Source organism: Nocardiopsis sp. iso_25, from assembly GCF_056173305.1.
Genome location: NZ_CM149667.1, coordinates 6,735,724 through 6,751,733, shown reverse-complemented (window position 1 = coordinate 6,751,733; position 16,010 = coordinate 6,735,724). Strand labels below are relative to the sequence as shown.

At 71.6% G+C, this 16,010-nt stretch carries 16 protein-coding genes; 10 read left to right on the top strand and 6 right to left on the bottom strand.

Annotation, left to right across the window (positions count from 1 at the left end; genetic code table 11):
• Nucleotides 1-817 precede the first annotated feature (817 nt).
• The 8 genes from rpmH to AC0VX6_RS28790 all read left to right on the top strand — a co-directional run bounded on the left by rpmH (nucleotide 818) and on the right by AC0VX6_RS28790 (nucleotide 6,405).
• Nucleotides 818-961, top strand: a complete 144-nt coding sequence (gene rpmH / locus AC0VX6_RS28825) for a 50S ribosomal protein L34 (RefSeq protein ID WP_013155858.1) — start codon at nucleotides 818-820, stop codon at nucleotides 959-961.
• Nucleotides 962-1,055: 94 nt separating this feature from the next.
• Nucleotides 1,056-1,529, top strand: coding sequence for a ribonuclease P protein component (gene rnpA, locus AC0VX6_RS28820; protein WP_274975586.1), 474 nt, complete (start codon nucleotides 1,056-1,058; stop codon nucleotides 1,527-1,529).
• Nucleotides 1,526-1,840, top strand: a complete 315-nt coding sequence (gene yidD, locus AC0VX6_RS28815) for a membrane protein insertion efficiency factor YidD (RefSeq protein ID WP_026114436.1) — start codon at nucleotides 1,526-1,528, stop codon at nucleotides 1,838-1,840. Before rnpA ends, yidD begins: the two co-directional genes overlap by 4 nt.
• Nucleotides 1,841-1,868: 28 nt before the next feature.
• Complete coding sequence (yidC, locus tag AC0VX6_RS28810) at nucleotides 1,869-2,813, top strand: membrane protein insertase YidC (protein WP_274975585.1); 945 nt, start codon at nucleotides 1,869-1,871, stop codon at nucleotides 2,811-2,813.
• A gap of 137 nt (nucleotides 2,814-2,950) precedes the next feature.
• The gene (locus AC0VX6_RS28805; RefSeq protein ID WP_212642060.1) at nucleotides 2,951-3,439 is read left to right on the top strand and encodes a Jag family protein; all 489 of its coding nucleotides are present in this window, start codon (nucleotides 2,951-2,953) and stop codon (nucleotides 3,437-3,439) included.
• 338 nt (nucleotides 3,440-3,777) lie between these two features.
• A complete protein-coding gene (rsmG, locus tag AC0VX6_RS28800) occupies nucleotides 3,778-4,488 on the top strand; it encodes a 16S rRNA (guanine(527)-N(7))-methyltransferase RsmG (RefSeq protein WP_475467034.1) in 711 nt (236 codons plus the stop codon).
• Between the two features lie 185 nt (nucleotides 4,489-4,673).
• Nucleotides 4,674-5,438, top strand: coding sequence for a ParA family protein (locus tag AC0VX6_RS28795; protein ID WP_274975583.1), 765 nt, complete (start codon nucleotides 4,674-4,676; stop codon nucleotides 5,436-5,438).
• A gap of 28 nt (nucleotides 5,439-5,466) precedes the next feature.
• Entirely contained in the window at nucleotides 5,467-6,405 is a 939-nt protein-coding gene (locus tag AC0VX6_RS28790; protein WP_475467032.1) for a ParB/RepB/Spo0J family partition protein, read from the top strand.
• 389 nt (nucleotides 6,406-6,794) lie between these two features.
• On the opposite strand, the gene trxA is transcribed toward AC0VX6_RS28790, so the two are convergent.
• Nucleotides 6,795-7,118: a thioredoxin gene (gene trxA / locus AC0VX6_RS28785; RefSeq protein WP_274975582.1), complete on the bottom strand. Its 324-nt coding sequence runs from the start codon at nucleotides 7,116-7,118 to the stop codon at nucleotides 6,795-6,797.
• 89 nt (nucleotides 7,119-7,207) lie between these two features.
• The gene (gene trxB / locus AC0VX6_RS28780) at nucleotides 7,208-8,140 is read right to left on the bottom strand and encodes a thioredoxin-disulfide reductase (RefSeq protein WP_212642065.1); all 933 of its coding nucleotides are present in this window, start codon (nucleotides 8,138-8,140) and stop codon (nucleotides 7,208-7,210) included.
• Between the two features lie 488 nt (nucleotides 8,141-8,628).
• Here trxB and AC0VX6_RS28775 point away from each other — a divergent pair, with 488 nt between their 5' ends.
• Both AC0VX6_RS28775 and AC0VX6_RS28770 read left to right on the top strand, forming a co-directional pair.
• The gene (locus tag AC0VX6_RS28775) at nucleotides 8,629-9,777 is read left to right on the top strand and encodes a sensor histidine kinase (RefSeq protein ID WP_274975581.1); all 1,149 of its coding nucleotides are present in this window, start codon (nucleotides 8,629-8,631) and stop codon (nucleotides 9,775-9,777) included.
• Nucleotides 9,774-10,487 (top strand): response regulator, encoded by a 714-nt coding sequence (locus tag AC0VX6_RS28770; protein WP_475467029.1) that lies wholly within the window; start codon nucleotides 9,774-9,776, stop codon nucleotides 10,485-10,487. Before AC0VX6_RS28775 ends, AC0VX6_RS28770 begins: the two co-directional genes overlap by 4 nt.
• 119 nt (nucleotides 10,488-10,606) lie before the next feature.
• On the opposite strand, the gene AC0VX6_RS28765 is transcribed toward AC0VX6_RS28770, so the two are convergent.
• The 4 genes from AC0VX6_RS28765 to murJ all read right to left on the bottom strand — a co-directional run bounded on the left by AC0VX6_RS28765 (nucleotide 10,607) and on the right by murJ (nucleotide 15,871).
• A complete protein-coding gene (locus AC0VX6_RS28765; RefSeq protein WP_475467027.1) occupies nucleotides 10,607-11,524 on the bottom strand; it encodes an anti-sigma factor in 918 nt (305 codons plus the stop codon).
• Nucleotides 11,521-12,147: an RNA polymerase sigma factor SigM gene (gene sigM, locus AC0VX6_RS28760; protein WP_212642068.1), complete on the bottom strand. Its 627-nt coding sequence runs from the start codon at nucleotides 12,145-12,147 to the stop codon at nucleotides 11,521-11,523. Before sigM ends, AC0VX6_RS28765 begins: the two co-directional genes overlap by 4 nt.
• Before the next feature lie 22 nt (nucleotides 12,148-12,169).
• Nucleotides 12,170-13,807 carry a protein kinase family protein gene (locus tag AC0VX6_RS28755; RefSeq protein WP_475467025.1) on the bottom strand — a complete coding sequence of 546 codons (1,638 nt, stop codon included), beginning with the start codon at nucleotides 13,805-13,807 and terminating at the stop codon, nucleotides 12,170-12,172.
• A gap of 279 nt (nucleotides 13,808-14,086) precedes the next feature.
• The gene (murJ, locus tag AC0VX6_RS28750) at nucleotides 14,087-15,871 is read right to left on the bottom strand and encodes a murein biosynthesis integral membrane protein MurJ (protein WP_274978287.1); all 1,785 of its coding nucleotides are present in this window, start codon (nucleotides 15,869-15,871) and stop codon (nucleotides 14,087-14,089) included.
• Nucleotides 15,872-16,010: the final 139 nt, after the last annotated feature.

Sequence of the window (16,010 nt, the reverse complement as noted above, 5' to 3'; positions counted from 1 at the left end):
GACGACCTGCCATGGGTGCTTGTCCCTTCGGTACGGGTCTGTGCGGTGCGGAGTGGGGGGCGGAAGGGGACGTGGTGGCCAGGGCGAAGCCCGTGGCGCGTCGGTCGGACGGGGCGCTCGCGGGGGCCTGGGGCCACGGGGAGCGACTTCCCATTGTCCTCCTCCCACGGCGGTGCCGGGTCGGGCCAGGGTGCGAAATCGGCTTGTTTGGGTGGTTATGTGCCTGTGGATAACTTCACTGCCCCCTGAGCTGCGCCTCTGTGGACACAAGCCCGGTATCCACAGCCCCAGGACGTTGTCCACAGGTTTTCCACAGGCTTGTCCACAGGATGGCAGATCTCCGCGCACAGCGCAGAGTTATCCACAATGTGCAGATCAGAAGGTGTGCAAGAAGACTGCTCCCGGCGTCGGGGGAGCGTCGGCTGACGCGAGGGGCACGTTATCCACAGACTGAGGTTATCCACAGACGCCGGGGGGTGTGGAAGTCTCACACGCCTGTGGACAAGGAGTCGTCCACAGGACGGGGGAGGCAAGCGGGCGCGGGCTCCGCGCCGACCGCCCGCGAAGGAGGGCGGGGCCGGTGACCGGAGTCCGGGGGGACGCGGGGGAGGGGGGCCCGGTCTGACGCGCGGAACCGCCGCCCACAGGCCCGATTTGACCCCGGCCGGACCAGGTCGTATCTTCTTTATGCTTATGCCGATGATCTGCCTGCGCCCGTGTCCGCACGGAGGCGCGGCCACGGCTCATGCACCCGTAGGCCCCGCATATCCTGGGGGTCTGTCGTAGTACTTATCCTGACACGCCCCTGGAGCCAGTAGTGAGCAAGCGTACGTACCAGCCGAACAACCGGCGTCGCGCGAAGGTCCACGGCTTCCGGCTGCGCATGCGTACGCGCGCCGGTCGCGCCATCATCGCCTCGCGCCGTCGTAAGGGGCGCGCGGCGCTGACCGTGAGCCACTAGGCCACGCCCAGCACCAAGCCCTTCGGGACCGTCCGGCCTTCTCGCCGGCCGGTCCCTTTGTCGTGGGAGAAGTACCGAAGCACGAAGGAAGCCGATGCTCTCGCCGAGGAACCGGATGCGCCACAGCGCCGAGTTCGGCTCCGTCATGCGCTCGGGACGGCGTGCGTCCAGGGACTGCCTGGGCACCGTCTACCTCCCCCCGCCCTCCGGCGTCGCGGACGCCGACCCCCCGCGGGTCGGATTCGTGGTCAGCAAGGCTGTCGGGGGAGCGGTGGTGCGCAAGCGCGTACAGCGCAGACTGCGTCACCTGATGCGGTCTCGGTTGGCTGTTCTGCCAAACGGTAGCCTGCTTGTAGTGCGCGCCCGACCCGCCGCCGCCACCGCGCGGCACGAGGACCTGGCCGCCCAACTCGACAGCGCGATCGCCGCGGCGATGCGCCCCCGCGGGACGTCGTCGCGCCGCCGGTCCGGCCGTGGCCGACCTCGGCCCCCGGCGGCCGATCCCGTGGTGCGCGAGACAGCAGGGAACCGACGCCCGGACGAGGGCGGAGAGCGGTGGGGCCGATGACCGAGCACAGACCGACGGTGTTCGCGCGCGTGTTGATCCTGCCCATCCGGGGTTACCAGCGCTTCATCAGCCCGCTCTTCCCCCCGGTCTGCCGTTTCTACCCCTCGTGCAGCGCGTACGCCGTCGAGGCGCTGCGCGTGCACGGAGCCCTGTACGGGTTGTGGCTGGGAACCCGGCGTATCGCCCGTTGCCACCCCTTCAACCCGGGGGGGCTTGATCCGGTTCCGCCGCCCAGGGGGCGCCGGAACGGGGAGTCCGAGGAGTCTGCGGGCGGAGCCGGCCACACCGGAACCCCTCCCGGGGACCAGTAGCTGAAGCGAATCACATAGGAGTTGGCCGGTGCTGGACTGGCTTTACAACATCGTCGGCTGGATCTTGGTCCAGATCCACTCGGGTCTGACCTACATCGGCCTCGACACGGACAGCGGCTGGGCCTGGGGCCTGTCGATCGTCCTGCTCACCGTGCTCATGCGGCTCCTGCTGGTGCCGCTGTTCGTCAAGCAGATGAACACGCAGCGCAAGATGCAGGACATCCAGCCCAAGATCATGAAGCTCCGCGAGCGCTACAAGCACGACAAGGAGCGCTTGCAGCGGGAGTCCATGAAGCTCTACCAGGAGAGCGGCACCAACCCGATCATGGGTTGTCTGCCGCTCCTCCTGCAGATGCCGGTCTTCTTCGCGCTCTTCAGCGTTCTGCGCAGCGTCGCCGAGGGCAACGCCCAGTACAACTTCACCCCGGAGCTGGTGGAGAGCGCGCGTGCGGCGCTCATCTTCGAGGCGCCCGTCGCGGCCCAGTTCAACAGCTCCCCCGAGGAGCTCCTCGCGCTCGGCGCGTCCGACCCGATCATGGCCAAGGTCATCATCGCGATCGCCTGCGTGATCATGGGTACGACGACGTTCCTCACCATGCGCCAGAGCATGAAGCGCAGCGTCTCGCAGATGCCAGACAACCCCATGATGCAGACCCAGAAGATCATGATGTACATGGCGCCCCTGTTCGGGCTCTTCGGTCTCATGATGCCCGTGGGTGTGCTGGTCTACTGGGTGACCTCCAACGTCTGGACCATGGGGCAGCAGCACTTCCTCTACAGCAGGCAGCCGATGCCCGGCCAGGAGCAGGCCAAGGCCGGGAGCGCCGCCTCCGCCAACGGTTCCGCCAAGGGCATGCTCAGCCGAAAGAAGGCGGCGGAATCCGCTCCTGAGCCGAAGGAACAGCCTAAGATCGATCGCAAGCAGCCGAAGAAGCAGTCGCGTTCCAAGCGGTCCGGTGGAGGCCCGCGCTAGGTTCTGCGGCTCCCGGCCGAGAAGGCGTTCGAGTGCGCAGGCGACACTGCCCCTGAGGCGTACGGCGGCCAGGGCGTGAGGGATGAGGAGACGGGATCGCTGTGGCAAGTAGCGAGGAAGAGAGCGGTGGCGTAGCGGTGGCTGAGGCGCCTGAGGCCGGAATCGATGTCGAGGCCCTGGAGAACGAGGGCGACATCGCCGCGGACTACATCGAGGGACTCCTCGACATCGCGGACTTCGACGGTGACATCGACATGGACGTCGAGGGCGACCGCGCGATGGTCTCCGTCGTCGGCGCCACCCTCGACGAGTTGATCGGGGAGAAGGGCGAGGTCCTGGAGGCCCTCCAGGAGCTCACCCGGCTGGCGGTGCACCGGGCCACCGGTGAGCGCAGCCGCCTGATGCTGGACATCGGCGGGTACCGCGAGGACCGCCGCAAGGTGCTCTTCCAGGTCGGGACCGACGCCGCCAACAAGGCCAAGGAGACCGGCCAGACCCAGCCTCTGGAGCCGATGACCCCGTTCGAGCGCAAGGTCGTGCACGACGCGGTCGCCGCCGCCGGTCTGCACAGCGAGTCGGAGGGCGAGGAGCCCAACCGCTACGTGGTGGTGCAGCCCGCCTCCTAGGCGCGGACGCCCCGGAGGGGGTGGCGATGTTTCACGTGAAACATCGCCACCCCCTCCGTTTGTGCCCGGCCCCCGCCGGGCGTGCCCCCGCCGTGTCGGCATGTGGCTCTGTCGACTTCCCGCTATGTGTGGCCGGGCCGCGCGGGGGGAAGGCAGAAGCGGGGGCCGTGGATGTTTCACGTGAAACCGCGGTGTCCTCCCGCGCGTAGGATTCAGGGTGGACCCCTTTTCTCCGCGCCGCTGCGCGTCCCCCCTCGCCCACCGGCTCCGCCGTGTGTGCGGACGCCGTGGCGAACCGACATGGAAGTGATGATGGACGAGTTCACAGGTGGTGACCGATGACCTCGGGCACTGAGGAGCCCGGTGCCGCGCTCCCCGCTCCCCCGGCGGAGGCGGAGGCGGTCTTCGGCACCTCCCTGCCGACGGCGCGGCGCTACGCCGAACTGCTCGCCGACGACGGGGTGCGCCGGGGGCTGATCGGTCCGCGCGAGGTCCCCCGCCTGTGGGAGCGGCACCTCATCAACTGCGCCGTCGTGGAGGAGCTGCTTCCCGAGGGCGCGGAGGTGGTGGACATCGGCTCGGGCGCCGGACTGCCCGGGCTGGTGCTCGGTCTGCTGCGCCCCGACATCCGCATGGTGCTGCTGGAGCCGCTGCTGCGCCGGACGGTCTTCCTCAACGAGGCCGTGGAGATTCTGGAGTTGCCCAACGTGGAGGTGCGGCGCGGCCGTGCCGAGGGGGCGCACGGCGAGGTCTACACCGACTTCGTCACCGCCCGCGCGGTCGCTCCCCTCAGCCGACTCGCCGGGTGGTCCCTGCCCCTTCTGCGCGAGGGCGGCAGCCTGCTGGCGCTCAAGGGGGAGCAGGCGGAGGCCGAACTGGCCGCCGCGGAGAAAGACGTTTCGAAACTGCGGCCCAGCGTTAGCGATGTGATCAGGGTGGGGCGGGGTAAAGTCGATCCCGCTACCACGGTCGTTCGCGTCACGGTGACCGGTGGTCCGCCGGCGCCGAAGGCGCGCGGCGGCAAGAAGAAGCGCGGACGGAAGAGGTGAACTCCTTCGTGAACCCATCCGACAACCCCGGTGTTTCACGTGAAACATCCTCCTACGGAGACCTGCTCGATGTTTCACGTGAAACACCGTCCGGGGTTCCCGACACTCCGCTCGCCCGTGCGGCCCATGAGGCCAGGGCGGTTCGCGGGCCCGACGACATCTGGCCCCGGCCCAAGGACTGCCGGGTGATCAGTGTGGCCAACCAGAAGGGCGGCGTCGGCAAGACCACCACGACGGTCAACATCGCGGCCGCCCTCGCGATGCACGGACAGCGCGTCCTCGTGGTCGACCTCGACCCCCAGGGCAACGCGTCCACCGCCCTCAGCATGGAGCGCGACAACCAGACCCGGTCCATCTACCACTGCCTGGTGGAGGACGAGGAGATCCGCAAGCTCGCCCAGCCGGTCCCGGACATCCCCAACCTCTGGTGCGCCCCGGCGACCATCGACCTGGCGGGCGCCGAGATCGAACTGGTCTCGCTCGTCGCGCGCGAGGCCCGGCTCAAGCGGGCCTTCGCCGCCTACGACACCTCGGACCTGGACTACATCCTCATCGACTGCCCGCCCTCGCTCGGCCTGCTGACGGTCAACGCGATGGTGGCGTGCGACGAGGTCATGATCCCGATCCAGTGCGAGTACTACGCCCTGGAGGGCCTGGGACAGCTGCTGCGCAACGTGGAGCTCGTCCAGTCCCACCTGAACCCGGGGCTGGCGGTCAGCACCATCCTGCTGACGATGTACGACGGCCGGACCAGGCTCTCCCAGCAGGTGGCCGACGAGGTGCGCTCGCACTTCGGGGACACCGTCCTGGAGACACTGATCCCCCGGAGCGTCCGGGTGTCCGAGGCGCCCAGTTACGGCCAGTCGGTGATGACGTACGACCCGGCTTCCACCGGTGCGGTGGCCTACCTGGAAGCCGCCCGGGAGATCGCCCACAGGGCCAAGGTCTGACAAGCGGAAGAGGAGTGTGGAGGTGCCGGTGAGCCAGCAGCGGCGCGGACTGGGCAAGGGACTGGGGGCGCTCATCCCACAGGGGCCCGCGGCCCCCGCCCCCGCCCCAGTCACCGTCTCCGAGGAGGAGACCCAGCCCGTCGAGCCGCGGGCGGAAGCCCTGCCCGACGGGACGTACCTGGAGGAGGTCGAGCTCAGCTCGATCATCCCCAACCCCCGGCAGCCGCGGAAGTACTTCGACGACCAGGCCCTGGAGGAGCTGCGGGACTCGATCAGCGAGGTCGGCCTGCTCCAGCCCATCGTCGTGCGCAAGCTGGAGGGTGAGGGCGGCCCCCGGTACGAGCTCATCATGGGCGAGCGCCGGATGCGGGCCAGCAAGGAGGCGGGTCTCACCCGCGTCCCCGCCATCGTCCGCAGCACCGACGACGACGAGCTGCTGCGCGACGCGCTCCTGGAGAATCTGCACCGGCAGGAGCTCACCCCCCTGGAGGAGGCGGCCGCCTACAAGCAGCTGCTGGACGACTTCGGCGCCACCCACGGGGAACTGGCCCAGCGGATCGGCCGGTCCCGTTCGCACATCACCAACACCCTGCGGCTGCTCACCCTCCCGCCCAAGGTGCAGACGCGCGTGGCCGCGGGTGTGCTCAGCGCCGGGCACGCGCGGACGCTGCTGAAGGTCGAGGACCCCGACCTCCAGGACCGCCTCGCCGCCCGGGTGGTGGAGGAGGGCATCTCGGTCCGCTCCCTGGAGGAGATGGTGGCCCTGCGGGAGGAGCCCGAGGAGGAGAAGGTCCGCCGCGCCCCCACGCGGACCGACAACCCTCCCCAGGTCGAGGAGTGGGCCTCCCGCCTCTCCGACCGGCTGGACACCACGGTGAAGGTCAACATGGGCAAGCGCAAGGGCAGGATCGTCGTGGAGTTCGCGACGCACGAGGACCTGGAGCGCATCATCAGCCAGATGGGCTAGGCAGTATTTTTTTGGACCTCCGCTCCGCTTCGGCCCGCCCGTCGCCCGCCACCACCCTCAACGGACGCTGCGCGCAGTCCTTCTTGTGTTCGGGCGCCCGGAGAACGGGAATCGGGTTGAAGCAGGTACAGCGGTGGCGGAGGCGGGTTCGCTCGTGCCCACCCGTCGCCCACCACCACCCTCAACCGACGCCTACGGCGCAGTTCCCCCACGGGAACCCGCCTCCGCCACCTCCAGAACCCCGTGGGCGCCCGAACCAACGGCGGTGTTTCACGTGAAACACCGCCGCCGGAGGCCCCGGTACGGCGAAGGCCCCCGAGATCGCAGGGATCTCGGGGGCCTTCGCCGTGCGGGCTCGCGGAGGAGTCGCGGGCGCGGCGGGCTCCGGGTCACAGGAACTCCGCGAGCTCCTTCTCCAGGAGGCGCTTGGGCTTGGCGCCGATGATCTGCTTGACGACCTCGCCGTCCTTGTAGAGGTTCATCGTCGGCAGGGACAGCACGTTGTAGGAGCGCGGCGTCTCCGGGTTCTGGTCGGTGTTGATCTTGACGACCTCGATCTTGTCGCCGTACTCCTCGGCCAGCTTGTCCAGGACCGGGGCCATCTGCTTGCACGGGCCGCACCAGTCGGCCCAGAAGTCCACCAGGACGGGCTTGTCGCTGGAGAGGACCTCCTCCTTGAAGGTGGCGTCGGTGACCTGCTTGACAGCGGACATGGTTCTCCTTGTTCGGCGTATCCGGGGCAGGGGGCGAGGGGGGAGTCGGTGGCGGGGGCCCGGGGACGGGCCCCGGGCGAGGACCGTTCCTAGTTGCCGCGCGCGGCGAGGTAGCGCTCGGCGTCCAGGGCGGCGGAGCAGCCGGTTCCCGCGGCGGTGATCGCCTGCCGGTACTGGTGGTCGACGACGTCGCCCGCGGCGAAGACGCCCTCCAGGTTGGTCCGCGTGGACGGGAAGTCCACCTTGACGTAGCCCTCCTCGTCGAGCTCGATCTGCTTGTCGAACAGCTCCACGCGCGGGTCGTGGCCGATCGCGACGAACAGGCCGGTGACGTCCAGGGTGCTGGTCTCGCCGGTCTGGGTGTCGAGCACCTTGAGGCCGGAGACGCGCTCCTCGCCCAGGACCTCGGTGACCGCCGAGTTCCAGAGGAAGGTGATCTTCTCGTTGGCGTGCGCGCGCTCGGCCATGATGCGGCTGGCGCGCAGCTGGTCGCGGCGGTGGATGACGGTCACCGACCTCGCGAACCGGGTGAGGAACAGGGCCTCCTCCATGGCGGTGTCGCCGCCGCCGACCACCGCGATGTCCTGGTCGCGGAAGAAGAAGCCGTCGCAGGTGGCGCACCAGGAGGTGCCGCGCCCGGACAGCTCCTTCTCGCCCGGGACGCCCAGCTCGCGGTAGCCGGAGCCGGTGGCGAGGATGACCGTGTGGGCGAGGAAGGTCTCACCGCCCGCGACGACCTCCTTGACCGGCTTGCTCAGGTCGACCTCGGTGACGTCCTCCGGCACCAGCTCGGCGCCGAACCGCTCCGCCTGCTTGCGCATGTGGTCCATGAGGTCGGGGCCCATGACGCCGTCGGGGAAACCGGGGAAGTTCTCGACCTCGGTGGTGTTCATCAGCGCGCCGCCGGCGGTGATGGAACCCTCGAACACCAGGGGTCGCAGCTCGGCACGGGCGGCGTACACGGCGGCCGTGTACCCCGCCGGTCCGGAACCGATGATGATGACATTGCGGACGTCACTCACGCTCGTTGGCCCTTCACACAGTCGCTGCCCTGGCCACGCCGTGTGACCTCAGGGGAAGTTGGTTAGCACAACCGATGGTAGGCGCAGGGCATTCCCTTCGGGACATCGCCCCAGGTTACGGGGGTGGGGTATGTGCCCGAGGCGGCCCCGTACGTCTTCCCGGGCCCTCCCCGGGAGAGTCCGTCAGCGGCCGGACGGCTTCCGCGCGGCGGCCGGGGCCCCGGGCGAGGGACCTGCGGAGAGGCGAGGGACGATCCCGGGAGACCGCGCGGACCCGAGGGCGGCCCGGAAGCCCCCAGGGGCGCCGCTGGCGGCCGTGCGGGGCGAACCGCACCCCAAGGGTGATCGCGCCCGCCGCGAGCCCCCACAGGGCGTTCAGGGCCGGGACGGCGGCCACCCGGAGGACGGCGGCGAGGACGGTCGGCGCCGGACGCGGCAGGGGCGGCCGGTCCCGCGCCGCCACGGGGCCGGGTCCGTAGAATCGCCGCATGCCCACTGACCGCCGGGGCGTCGTGGTCGACGCGCTCTTCGGGTCCGCCGTCTTCGCCGTGGTGGCGATCGCGGTCGCCTCCGACGTCGGCGACGCGGGGAACCTGCCGCTCGGGTACGGGCTGGCCGCGGTCCTCGGTTCGCTCATGCTCGTCCGGCGCCGCTGGCCGATCGCGGTCCTGGCGGCCACCTCGGTCCTGGTCGTCGCCAACTACGTGCTCCAGCTCCCCGTCATCGGCCTGGCCGTCCCGGTGGCCGCCGCGCTGTACTCGGCCGCGGAGGCGGGCCGCACCCCGTGGTCGGCGGGCACGGCAGCCGCACTGGTCCTGGTCTCCACGTTCACCCGGCTGCGGGAGGGGCAGGACCCCGCCTACCTCCTGGGGTACGAGCTGCCCGCCACGGTGGCCGTCATGGGCGCGGCCACGGCCCTGGGCCACGTGCAGTGGCAGCGGCGCCGGGCCGAGCGGCAGCGCGTGCGGATCGAGGCCCTCGACAGGCAGGCGCGCGAGTCCGAGGCGGCCGAGCGACTGGCGCTCGAACGCACCCGTATCGCCCGCGACCTGCACGACGCGGTGGGGCACCACCTCTCCGTGGTGTCCCTGCACGCGGCGGTGGCCGCGGAGGCCCTGGGCGACGACCCGGCGGACGTGCCCGTCGCGCGCGCCGAGCTGGACCACGTGGCGCGGGCCTCGCGGGCGGGCCTGAGCGAGCTGCGCGCCACCGTGCGCGCGCTGCGCGAGGCCGACCCCGGCGGCGACCGGGTCTCCTCCCTCGCGCACCTGGACGAACTCGTGGCCACGGTGCGCGCGGCCGGGGTGGACGTGGAGGTGGCCGGGGCGCCCGCTCCCGGCGAGCTGTCCGGGATGGTGGACGCGACCGCCTACCGGGTCGTCCAGGAGGCGCTGACGAACACGCTGCGCCACGCGCGCGCCCCACGGGCGCGGGTGGCCTTCTCCAGGAGGGACGGGATGCTCGACGTGACGGTGACCGACGAGGGGACGGCCGTACCGGCCGCGTCCCCCGGGGGCAGCGGGCTGGCGGGGATGCGCGAACGGGTGCGCCTGGTCGGCGGAACGGTGGAGGCCGCGCCCCGGCCCCGCGGGGGGTTCGGGGTGCGTGCGCTGCTGCCGCTCGGGGACGAGCGGTGATCCGGGTCCTGCTCGTGGACGACCAGCCCCTCGTCCGCGCGGGGGTCCGCGCGCTGCTGGAGCGCGACGAGGGGATCGGGGTCGTGGCCGAGTCCGAGAACGGCCGCGAGGCGCTCGCGGACATCGACCGCCACCGCCCCGACGTGGTCCTGCTCGACCTCCAGATGCCCGCGATGGACGGCCTGGCGGTGCTCCGCGAGCTGGAGCGCCGCGGCGGCGGCCCCGCGTCCGGGGACGGCAGGTCCACAGATCCGCATGTCGACACGTCGACGGCCCGCGGGGCCCGGGTGGTCGTGCTCACCACGTTCGGGGAGGACGACAACGTGTTCACCGCGCTGCGGCTGGGCGCCTCCGGCTTCCTGCTCAAGGACGCCGGTCCGCGGCAGCTGCGGGACGCGGTCCGCACCGTGGCGGCGGGGGACGCGCTGCTCTCGCCGGGGGTCACCCGCAGGGTGATCGAGCGCCTCGCCGACAGCGCGGTCGCGCCGGGGAGCGCCTCCCGGCTGGACGTGCTCACCGACCGGGAGCGCGACGTGCTCGCCCTGGTCGGACGCGGCATGTCGAACCAGGAGATCGGCGCCGCGCTCCACCTGAGCCCGGCGACCGCGCGCACCCACGTGGGACGCCTCCTGGCCAAGCTCGCGGTCCGCGACCGGGTCGGCCTGGTGGTGGTCGCCTATGAGACGGGCCTGGTCCGCCCCGGCCGGTGACCGGACGCCCGCGTGCGGCGGACCGGGCCCCGTTCCCGCTCCGGCGACATGTCGACACAGCGCCAAAAGGACACGGCGCCAAAAGGACAAGGGGTCACGAGGACACGGGCCCGGAGCGGTCAGGGGGCCTGGACGGTCTCCTGGGCGAGGACGTTCTGGCCGGGGTCGCCGCCCCGGGCGCAGGCCGGATCGACCACGTACACCTCGAACCGCTCGCCCCGGGGGGAGAACAGCACCCACGCGGGGGAGTCCCCGCCGCCGTAGTGGGCGTCGTCGACCAGGGTGAAGTGCCCGCCGAACTCCTCGCTGAGAAGCACCACGCACTCCTGGAGGCCGGGGGGAGCCGCCTCGACGGCCAGGGGGCCGGTCTCCGCGCCCCCGCCGGGTTCGCCTCCGCCCCCGGCGCCGGGCCCGCCCACGGGGGACAGGTCGAGTGTCCGGGCGGCCTGCTCGGTCAGGGCCGCCTCGGTGTAGACGGTCTCGCTCCGCACCACCTGCGGTGTGTAGGACTGCGCCGTGTCCGGGGCGTTCTCCTGGCCGTTCTCCGCCAGCGGGGCCGCGACGCCGGTCTCGCCGTCCCGGCCGCCCGGGGTGAGCACGCCGTTGAACAGGGCCGCGCCGCCGCCCCCCACGACGACCGCCGCGGCGGCGGCCAGCATCATCAGCCGGGCCCTGCTCAGGCTCCGACCGGTCCGGGGCCGGCGCGGGAGGGGGGTCACCGTGGCGCCGTCGGACGCCGGGCCGCCCCCGGTCGGCGGCGGTGCGGCGCCCTCCGCGGCGACCGCGTCGACGGGCAGCACCGCCGCGCGCTCGCGCACCGCCTCCGCGACGCGCTGGTCGAGGAGGTCGGCCACGTCCCGGGGCAGGGCGGGAACCGGTGCGGCGGCCAGCGCCTCGGACACCCCGGCGAGTTCTCCCAGGGTCGTCGCGCAGGTCGCGCAGGTGTCTATGTGGGCTGCGACGGTGCGTTCCTCGTCGGGCTCCAGGAGCTCCTCGGCGAAGAAGGCGAGTGCCTCCACGTCTGGATGGGACGTCACGATGGGTTGGCACCTCCTCTCCCAGTTGTGACGTCTCCGGCCTGTCGAGGGTTCCTCAGATGGGCCAGCGACGGGAGAAGTCTGGCGCGACCTCGCGCACACCTGCTCTTGACGGTCCCCGACGCCACGTCGAGGATCTGCGCGGCCTCCTCCACCCGGTAGCCGAGCATGTCCACGAGGGTCAGCGCCATGCGCTGGTCCAGCGGGAGCAGGTCCAGCGCGGCGTTGACGTCCAGGCGCGTCTCGGTCTGCGAGGCATGGTCCGGCCCCCCTCCCGAGCGGCCGAGCCTCTCGTTGGACATCACGTCCAGGGTCTCGTCCTCGGTCGGGGTGGCCGGGCGCACCTTGCGGCGGCGCAGCCGGTCGTGGCAGGCGTTCACCACGATCCGGTGCAGCCACGTGCTCACCTGCGCCTCGCCGCGGAAGCGGTCGGCGGCGCGGAACGCGGACAGGAACGCGTCCTGGAGTGCGTCGGAGGCCTCCTCGCGGTCGCCCATCATGCGCACGGCGACAGCCCAAAGGCGCTCGCGGTGCCGACGGACCAGGACCGCGAAGGCCTGGTCGTCGCCCTGAGCGTGCCTCGTCAACAGCTCCCGGTCAGGAAGCTCCTGGAGCGCGTCCATCAGTACCCGATCACGTACCCCGCTACTCGACGCCCCGTACCTCGGCCTCGTAGACCGTGCCCCTCCACTCGCCGGATCCGGCCAGCTCGGTGAACCAGACCACGACGTAGCGGGCCTCGACCGGTTCGTCGAGGGTGACGAGCTGGGAGCCGCCCGTGCCCGACCCGACGACCGCGTAACCGGTCTCGCTGTCCGAGTCGCTCTCGCCGGCCAGGATCTGGAACTCGTAGCCGCTGCCGCCGAGGTTGAGGTCCACCTTGTGGACCTCGTGGACGGCGCCGAGGTCGAGCTGGAGTCCGACGCCGGGCTTGATGGCGCTGAGCGGGTCCCTGTAGCCCTGGGTGTTCCACTCCGTGGCGGTGTCCCCGTCGTGTGCGCGGCCCGCCTTGTCCGAGTGCTCGTCGGTGTTGCCGTGCGGGTTGAGGCCGCGTGACCCCTGGATCTCCAGCGGGCTCAGCTCCACCTCCCCGCCGCCGTCCGAGGCCTGGTCGCCGCCCTCGGGCGGGGCCTCCTCGCCTCCGCCCGCGCTGAACATCGTCCCGACCGTCCAGGCGCCGACGACCACACCGGCGAACAGCACCAGGGCCGCCACGCCGATCAGGATCCTGCGGAGCGAGGGCTGCGTGCGCGCGGTCCGCTGCTCCATCCGGGAGGGACCCTGACGTTCACGCACCTCGGAGCCGCCCCGGGCGGAGGCGCCGCCCCGCGAGGCGGAGCCCGTCCGTCCGACGGAACCGTGGCGGGCCTCCTGCTCGTCCCGTGCGCCCGCGGCCCCGCCGCGGGTACCCCGTGGGCTTCGGCGCGGGCCGGTGCTGTCGAACTCGCCGGTGCGCCGGGAGGTCCCGGGCACGGGCGGGGCCGACTCGGCCTGGGTGACGGGCAGGGGGATGAGCCGGGGCACCTCGGCCATGGCCGCGCAGAAGTCGGCCGGCGAGGAGATGGGCGGTCCGGGCACCAGCTGCCCCGCGAGCTGCGGCAGGGCGGCGCGCGTGGTGATGGTGCCCAGGGGCTCGGTGACGCCCTGGCGGATGTGGTGGGGAGGGTAGGGGCCCGCGGGGCCCTCGGGTGCGGCGGGCAGGCCGCTCTGCGGGCCGCCGGGCCAGTGCCCGGTGAGCGCCGCGTAGAGCAGGTTGCCCAGCCCCTGGGCGTCGGTGGCCGCGGGGTCGGGGTTGCCTGCGCCCAGCAGGGCGGCGTCCACGCCGATGCCGGTCACCTTGACCGCGCCGCCGCTGCTCCACATGAGCTTGCTCGGCGTCAGGCACAGGTGGTGCAGGCCTCCGGCGTGCGCGGCGGCGATCGCCTCGGCGGCCTCGGCGACCAGTCCGGCGGCGCGCTCGGGCTCCATGGGGCCCTGCGCGAGGAGGTCGGCCAGGGAGGAGCCGATGACCCACTCCTCGACCACGTAGGGGACGGGGGAGGAGTCGTCGGCGTCGAAGACCTGCGTGACGCGGGCGTCGGGGATGCGGCTCGTGGCCCGGGCGGCGCGCACGACCTCGGACGTGCGCGGGAAGCCCTCGGCGAAGGTCCACACGGCCACGGGACGCGCGAGCGTCTCGTCGGTGGCCTTCCAGCGTGTGGCGCCGCCGGTCTCGCTCACCACTTGGTCCAGGCGGTAGCGGTTGGCCAGCTTCGCACCGGGTTCGATGAGGAAGGTGCTCATGATGGGAGTGACGGGTGCCAGTGCCGTGGTTTCGCGTGCGTCCGCGCTCCCTGGCCGTGTGCGGACCGGAGCGTTACGGGGTGCGCGCGAGGGGTCCGTCGGCCCTGCCTGCTGTCCCCAGCCTCCCTTCGGGCAGTTCGGTTGAACAATGCGGTAGCGGTAAAGCGATGCCTGTCCATGCTAGGACGCGTGAACAGCATCTTCGGAGGACAACGGATACTCGGCCACCTTCCGGTGCTTAACGGAGCGGGCCCGCCCGATCTCAGCTATTCCTGGTGATCAGCGGCGTCGCAACCGGGTTCTGAGCAAATCGAGGAAGGATGTGACTTCTGTCACTTTGAGAAGCTTTGCGGTCACCACGAACAGCACGGCTCCGACGGCGCCTCCCGCCGCCATCGCCGCCAGGCCCGGCCAGACCTCGCCCGGCAGGTCCCGGAAGAGGTGGATCATCGCCACTCCGAAGACCGCGGACGGGACGGCGGCCAGGTGCAGCCGGAGCAGCGTGGCCGCGGTCCGGCGCCCGTCCAGGCCGTTGAGCCGCCGGTGCAGCATGTACCACATGATGACGGAGCCCACGATGTAGTACAGGCCGTACGGTACGGGAAGCCACACCACGACGTGCTGCGGTTCCACGAGGAACAGCAGGCCGATCGCCGTGGTCGCGTGGGCGATCTCGGAGGGGATCGACACCAGGGCCGGGGTCCGGGTGTCGCCCAGAGCGTAGAACACGCGCATCTGGAGCTGGAAGAGCGTGAACGGGATCAGCATCACGCAGAAGACCATGAGGATGCGCCCGATGGCGGCCGCGTCCTCGGCGCTCGTGCTGCCCTGCGCGTAGATCAGCACGCAGAACGGGATCGCGAAGACGATCATCGCGACCGAGAGCGGCGCGATCAGCACCGAGGACAGCCGGAAGCCGCGCGAGAAGTCGCTGCGCACCTGGTCCTTGCGGCCCGCGGCCACGTGCTCGCTCATCCTGGGCAGCAGCGCGGTGATCACCGAGACCGCGATGACCGCGTACGGGAGCTGGAAGAGCATCGACGCGAACTTGTACGCCGCGATGCCCGCGCCGGAGTCGAAGCCCGCGTCGGCGGCCAGGGCGCCCGCGCGGGTGGCCACGTTGGTGGAGACCAGTGCCCCCACCTGCGCGACGACGATGTAGAGCATCATCCACGAGGCGGCTCCGGCCGCCTCGCCCAGGCCCGAACCCCGCAGGTCCAGGCGCGGACGCCAGCGGAAGCCCGCCGCGGCCAGCGCCCACACCAGGACGGCGGCCTGGACCACCTGCCCCAGGGCCGTGCCCAGCCCCAGCAGCATCAGCTGGCCGTCGGTGACCGTCTCGGGGGTGCGCCCCGGACCGGCCAGGTTCAGGAACCACACGCAGACGCCGATGATGACCACGTTGTTCAGCACCGGCGCCCACATGGGCGCGCCGAACCTGTTGCGCGCGTTGAGCATCGCGCTGGCCAGCCCGCTGGCGCCGATGAAGAAGATCTGCGTGACCAGGTACCGGGCCAGGACGACTGAGACCTCGTACTGGGCGCCGGAGAACCCGCCCGCGTAGATGCGGATGAACCACTCCGCGACCAGCACCGACACCAGCGTGAGGGCGAACAGCACCAGCAGCATCAGGGTGACCAGGCGCTGCTCGACGCCGTCGCCCCCGTCGGCGTCCAGCTTTCGCCGCTTGACCAGGAACGGCACGAACACGCTGGCCAGCAGCCCGCCGATGAGCAGGTCGTAGACCATGTACGGGACCATGCCCGCCGTCTGGTAGGCGTCGCCCAGCAGCTGGGTGCCGATCGCCGCCGCCAGGATGATGGTGCGGACGAACCCCGTGACACGGGAGACGATGGTGCCCAGCGCCATGATCGCGCTCGACCGGGCGAGGTTACCCGGTGCCGTGTGGGAGGTACCGCCGATCTCGTCGCCGTCCTCCAGGCGGTCGGCGGTACCCACGTCACCGATGTCGCTCGGGTCCCGGAGCGTGTGCAGTCCGGTTTCGGGCTCGGTGCCCGGCTCCTCGCGCTCGTAGGTGTCGAGCACGTCCTCCGGCATCACCATGACGGGCCGCCGACGGGTTCTGTTCCCGTCGGGCGGCTCGGCGTCCCCGGGGGACGTCCGCTGCGGCAGCTCGCTGGACACCGTCGTGCTGTCCTTCACTCTCGTTCGGGCGGCTTCGGGGGCCTCGGCGGGTCAGAGC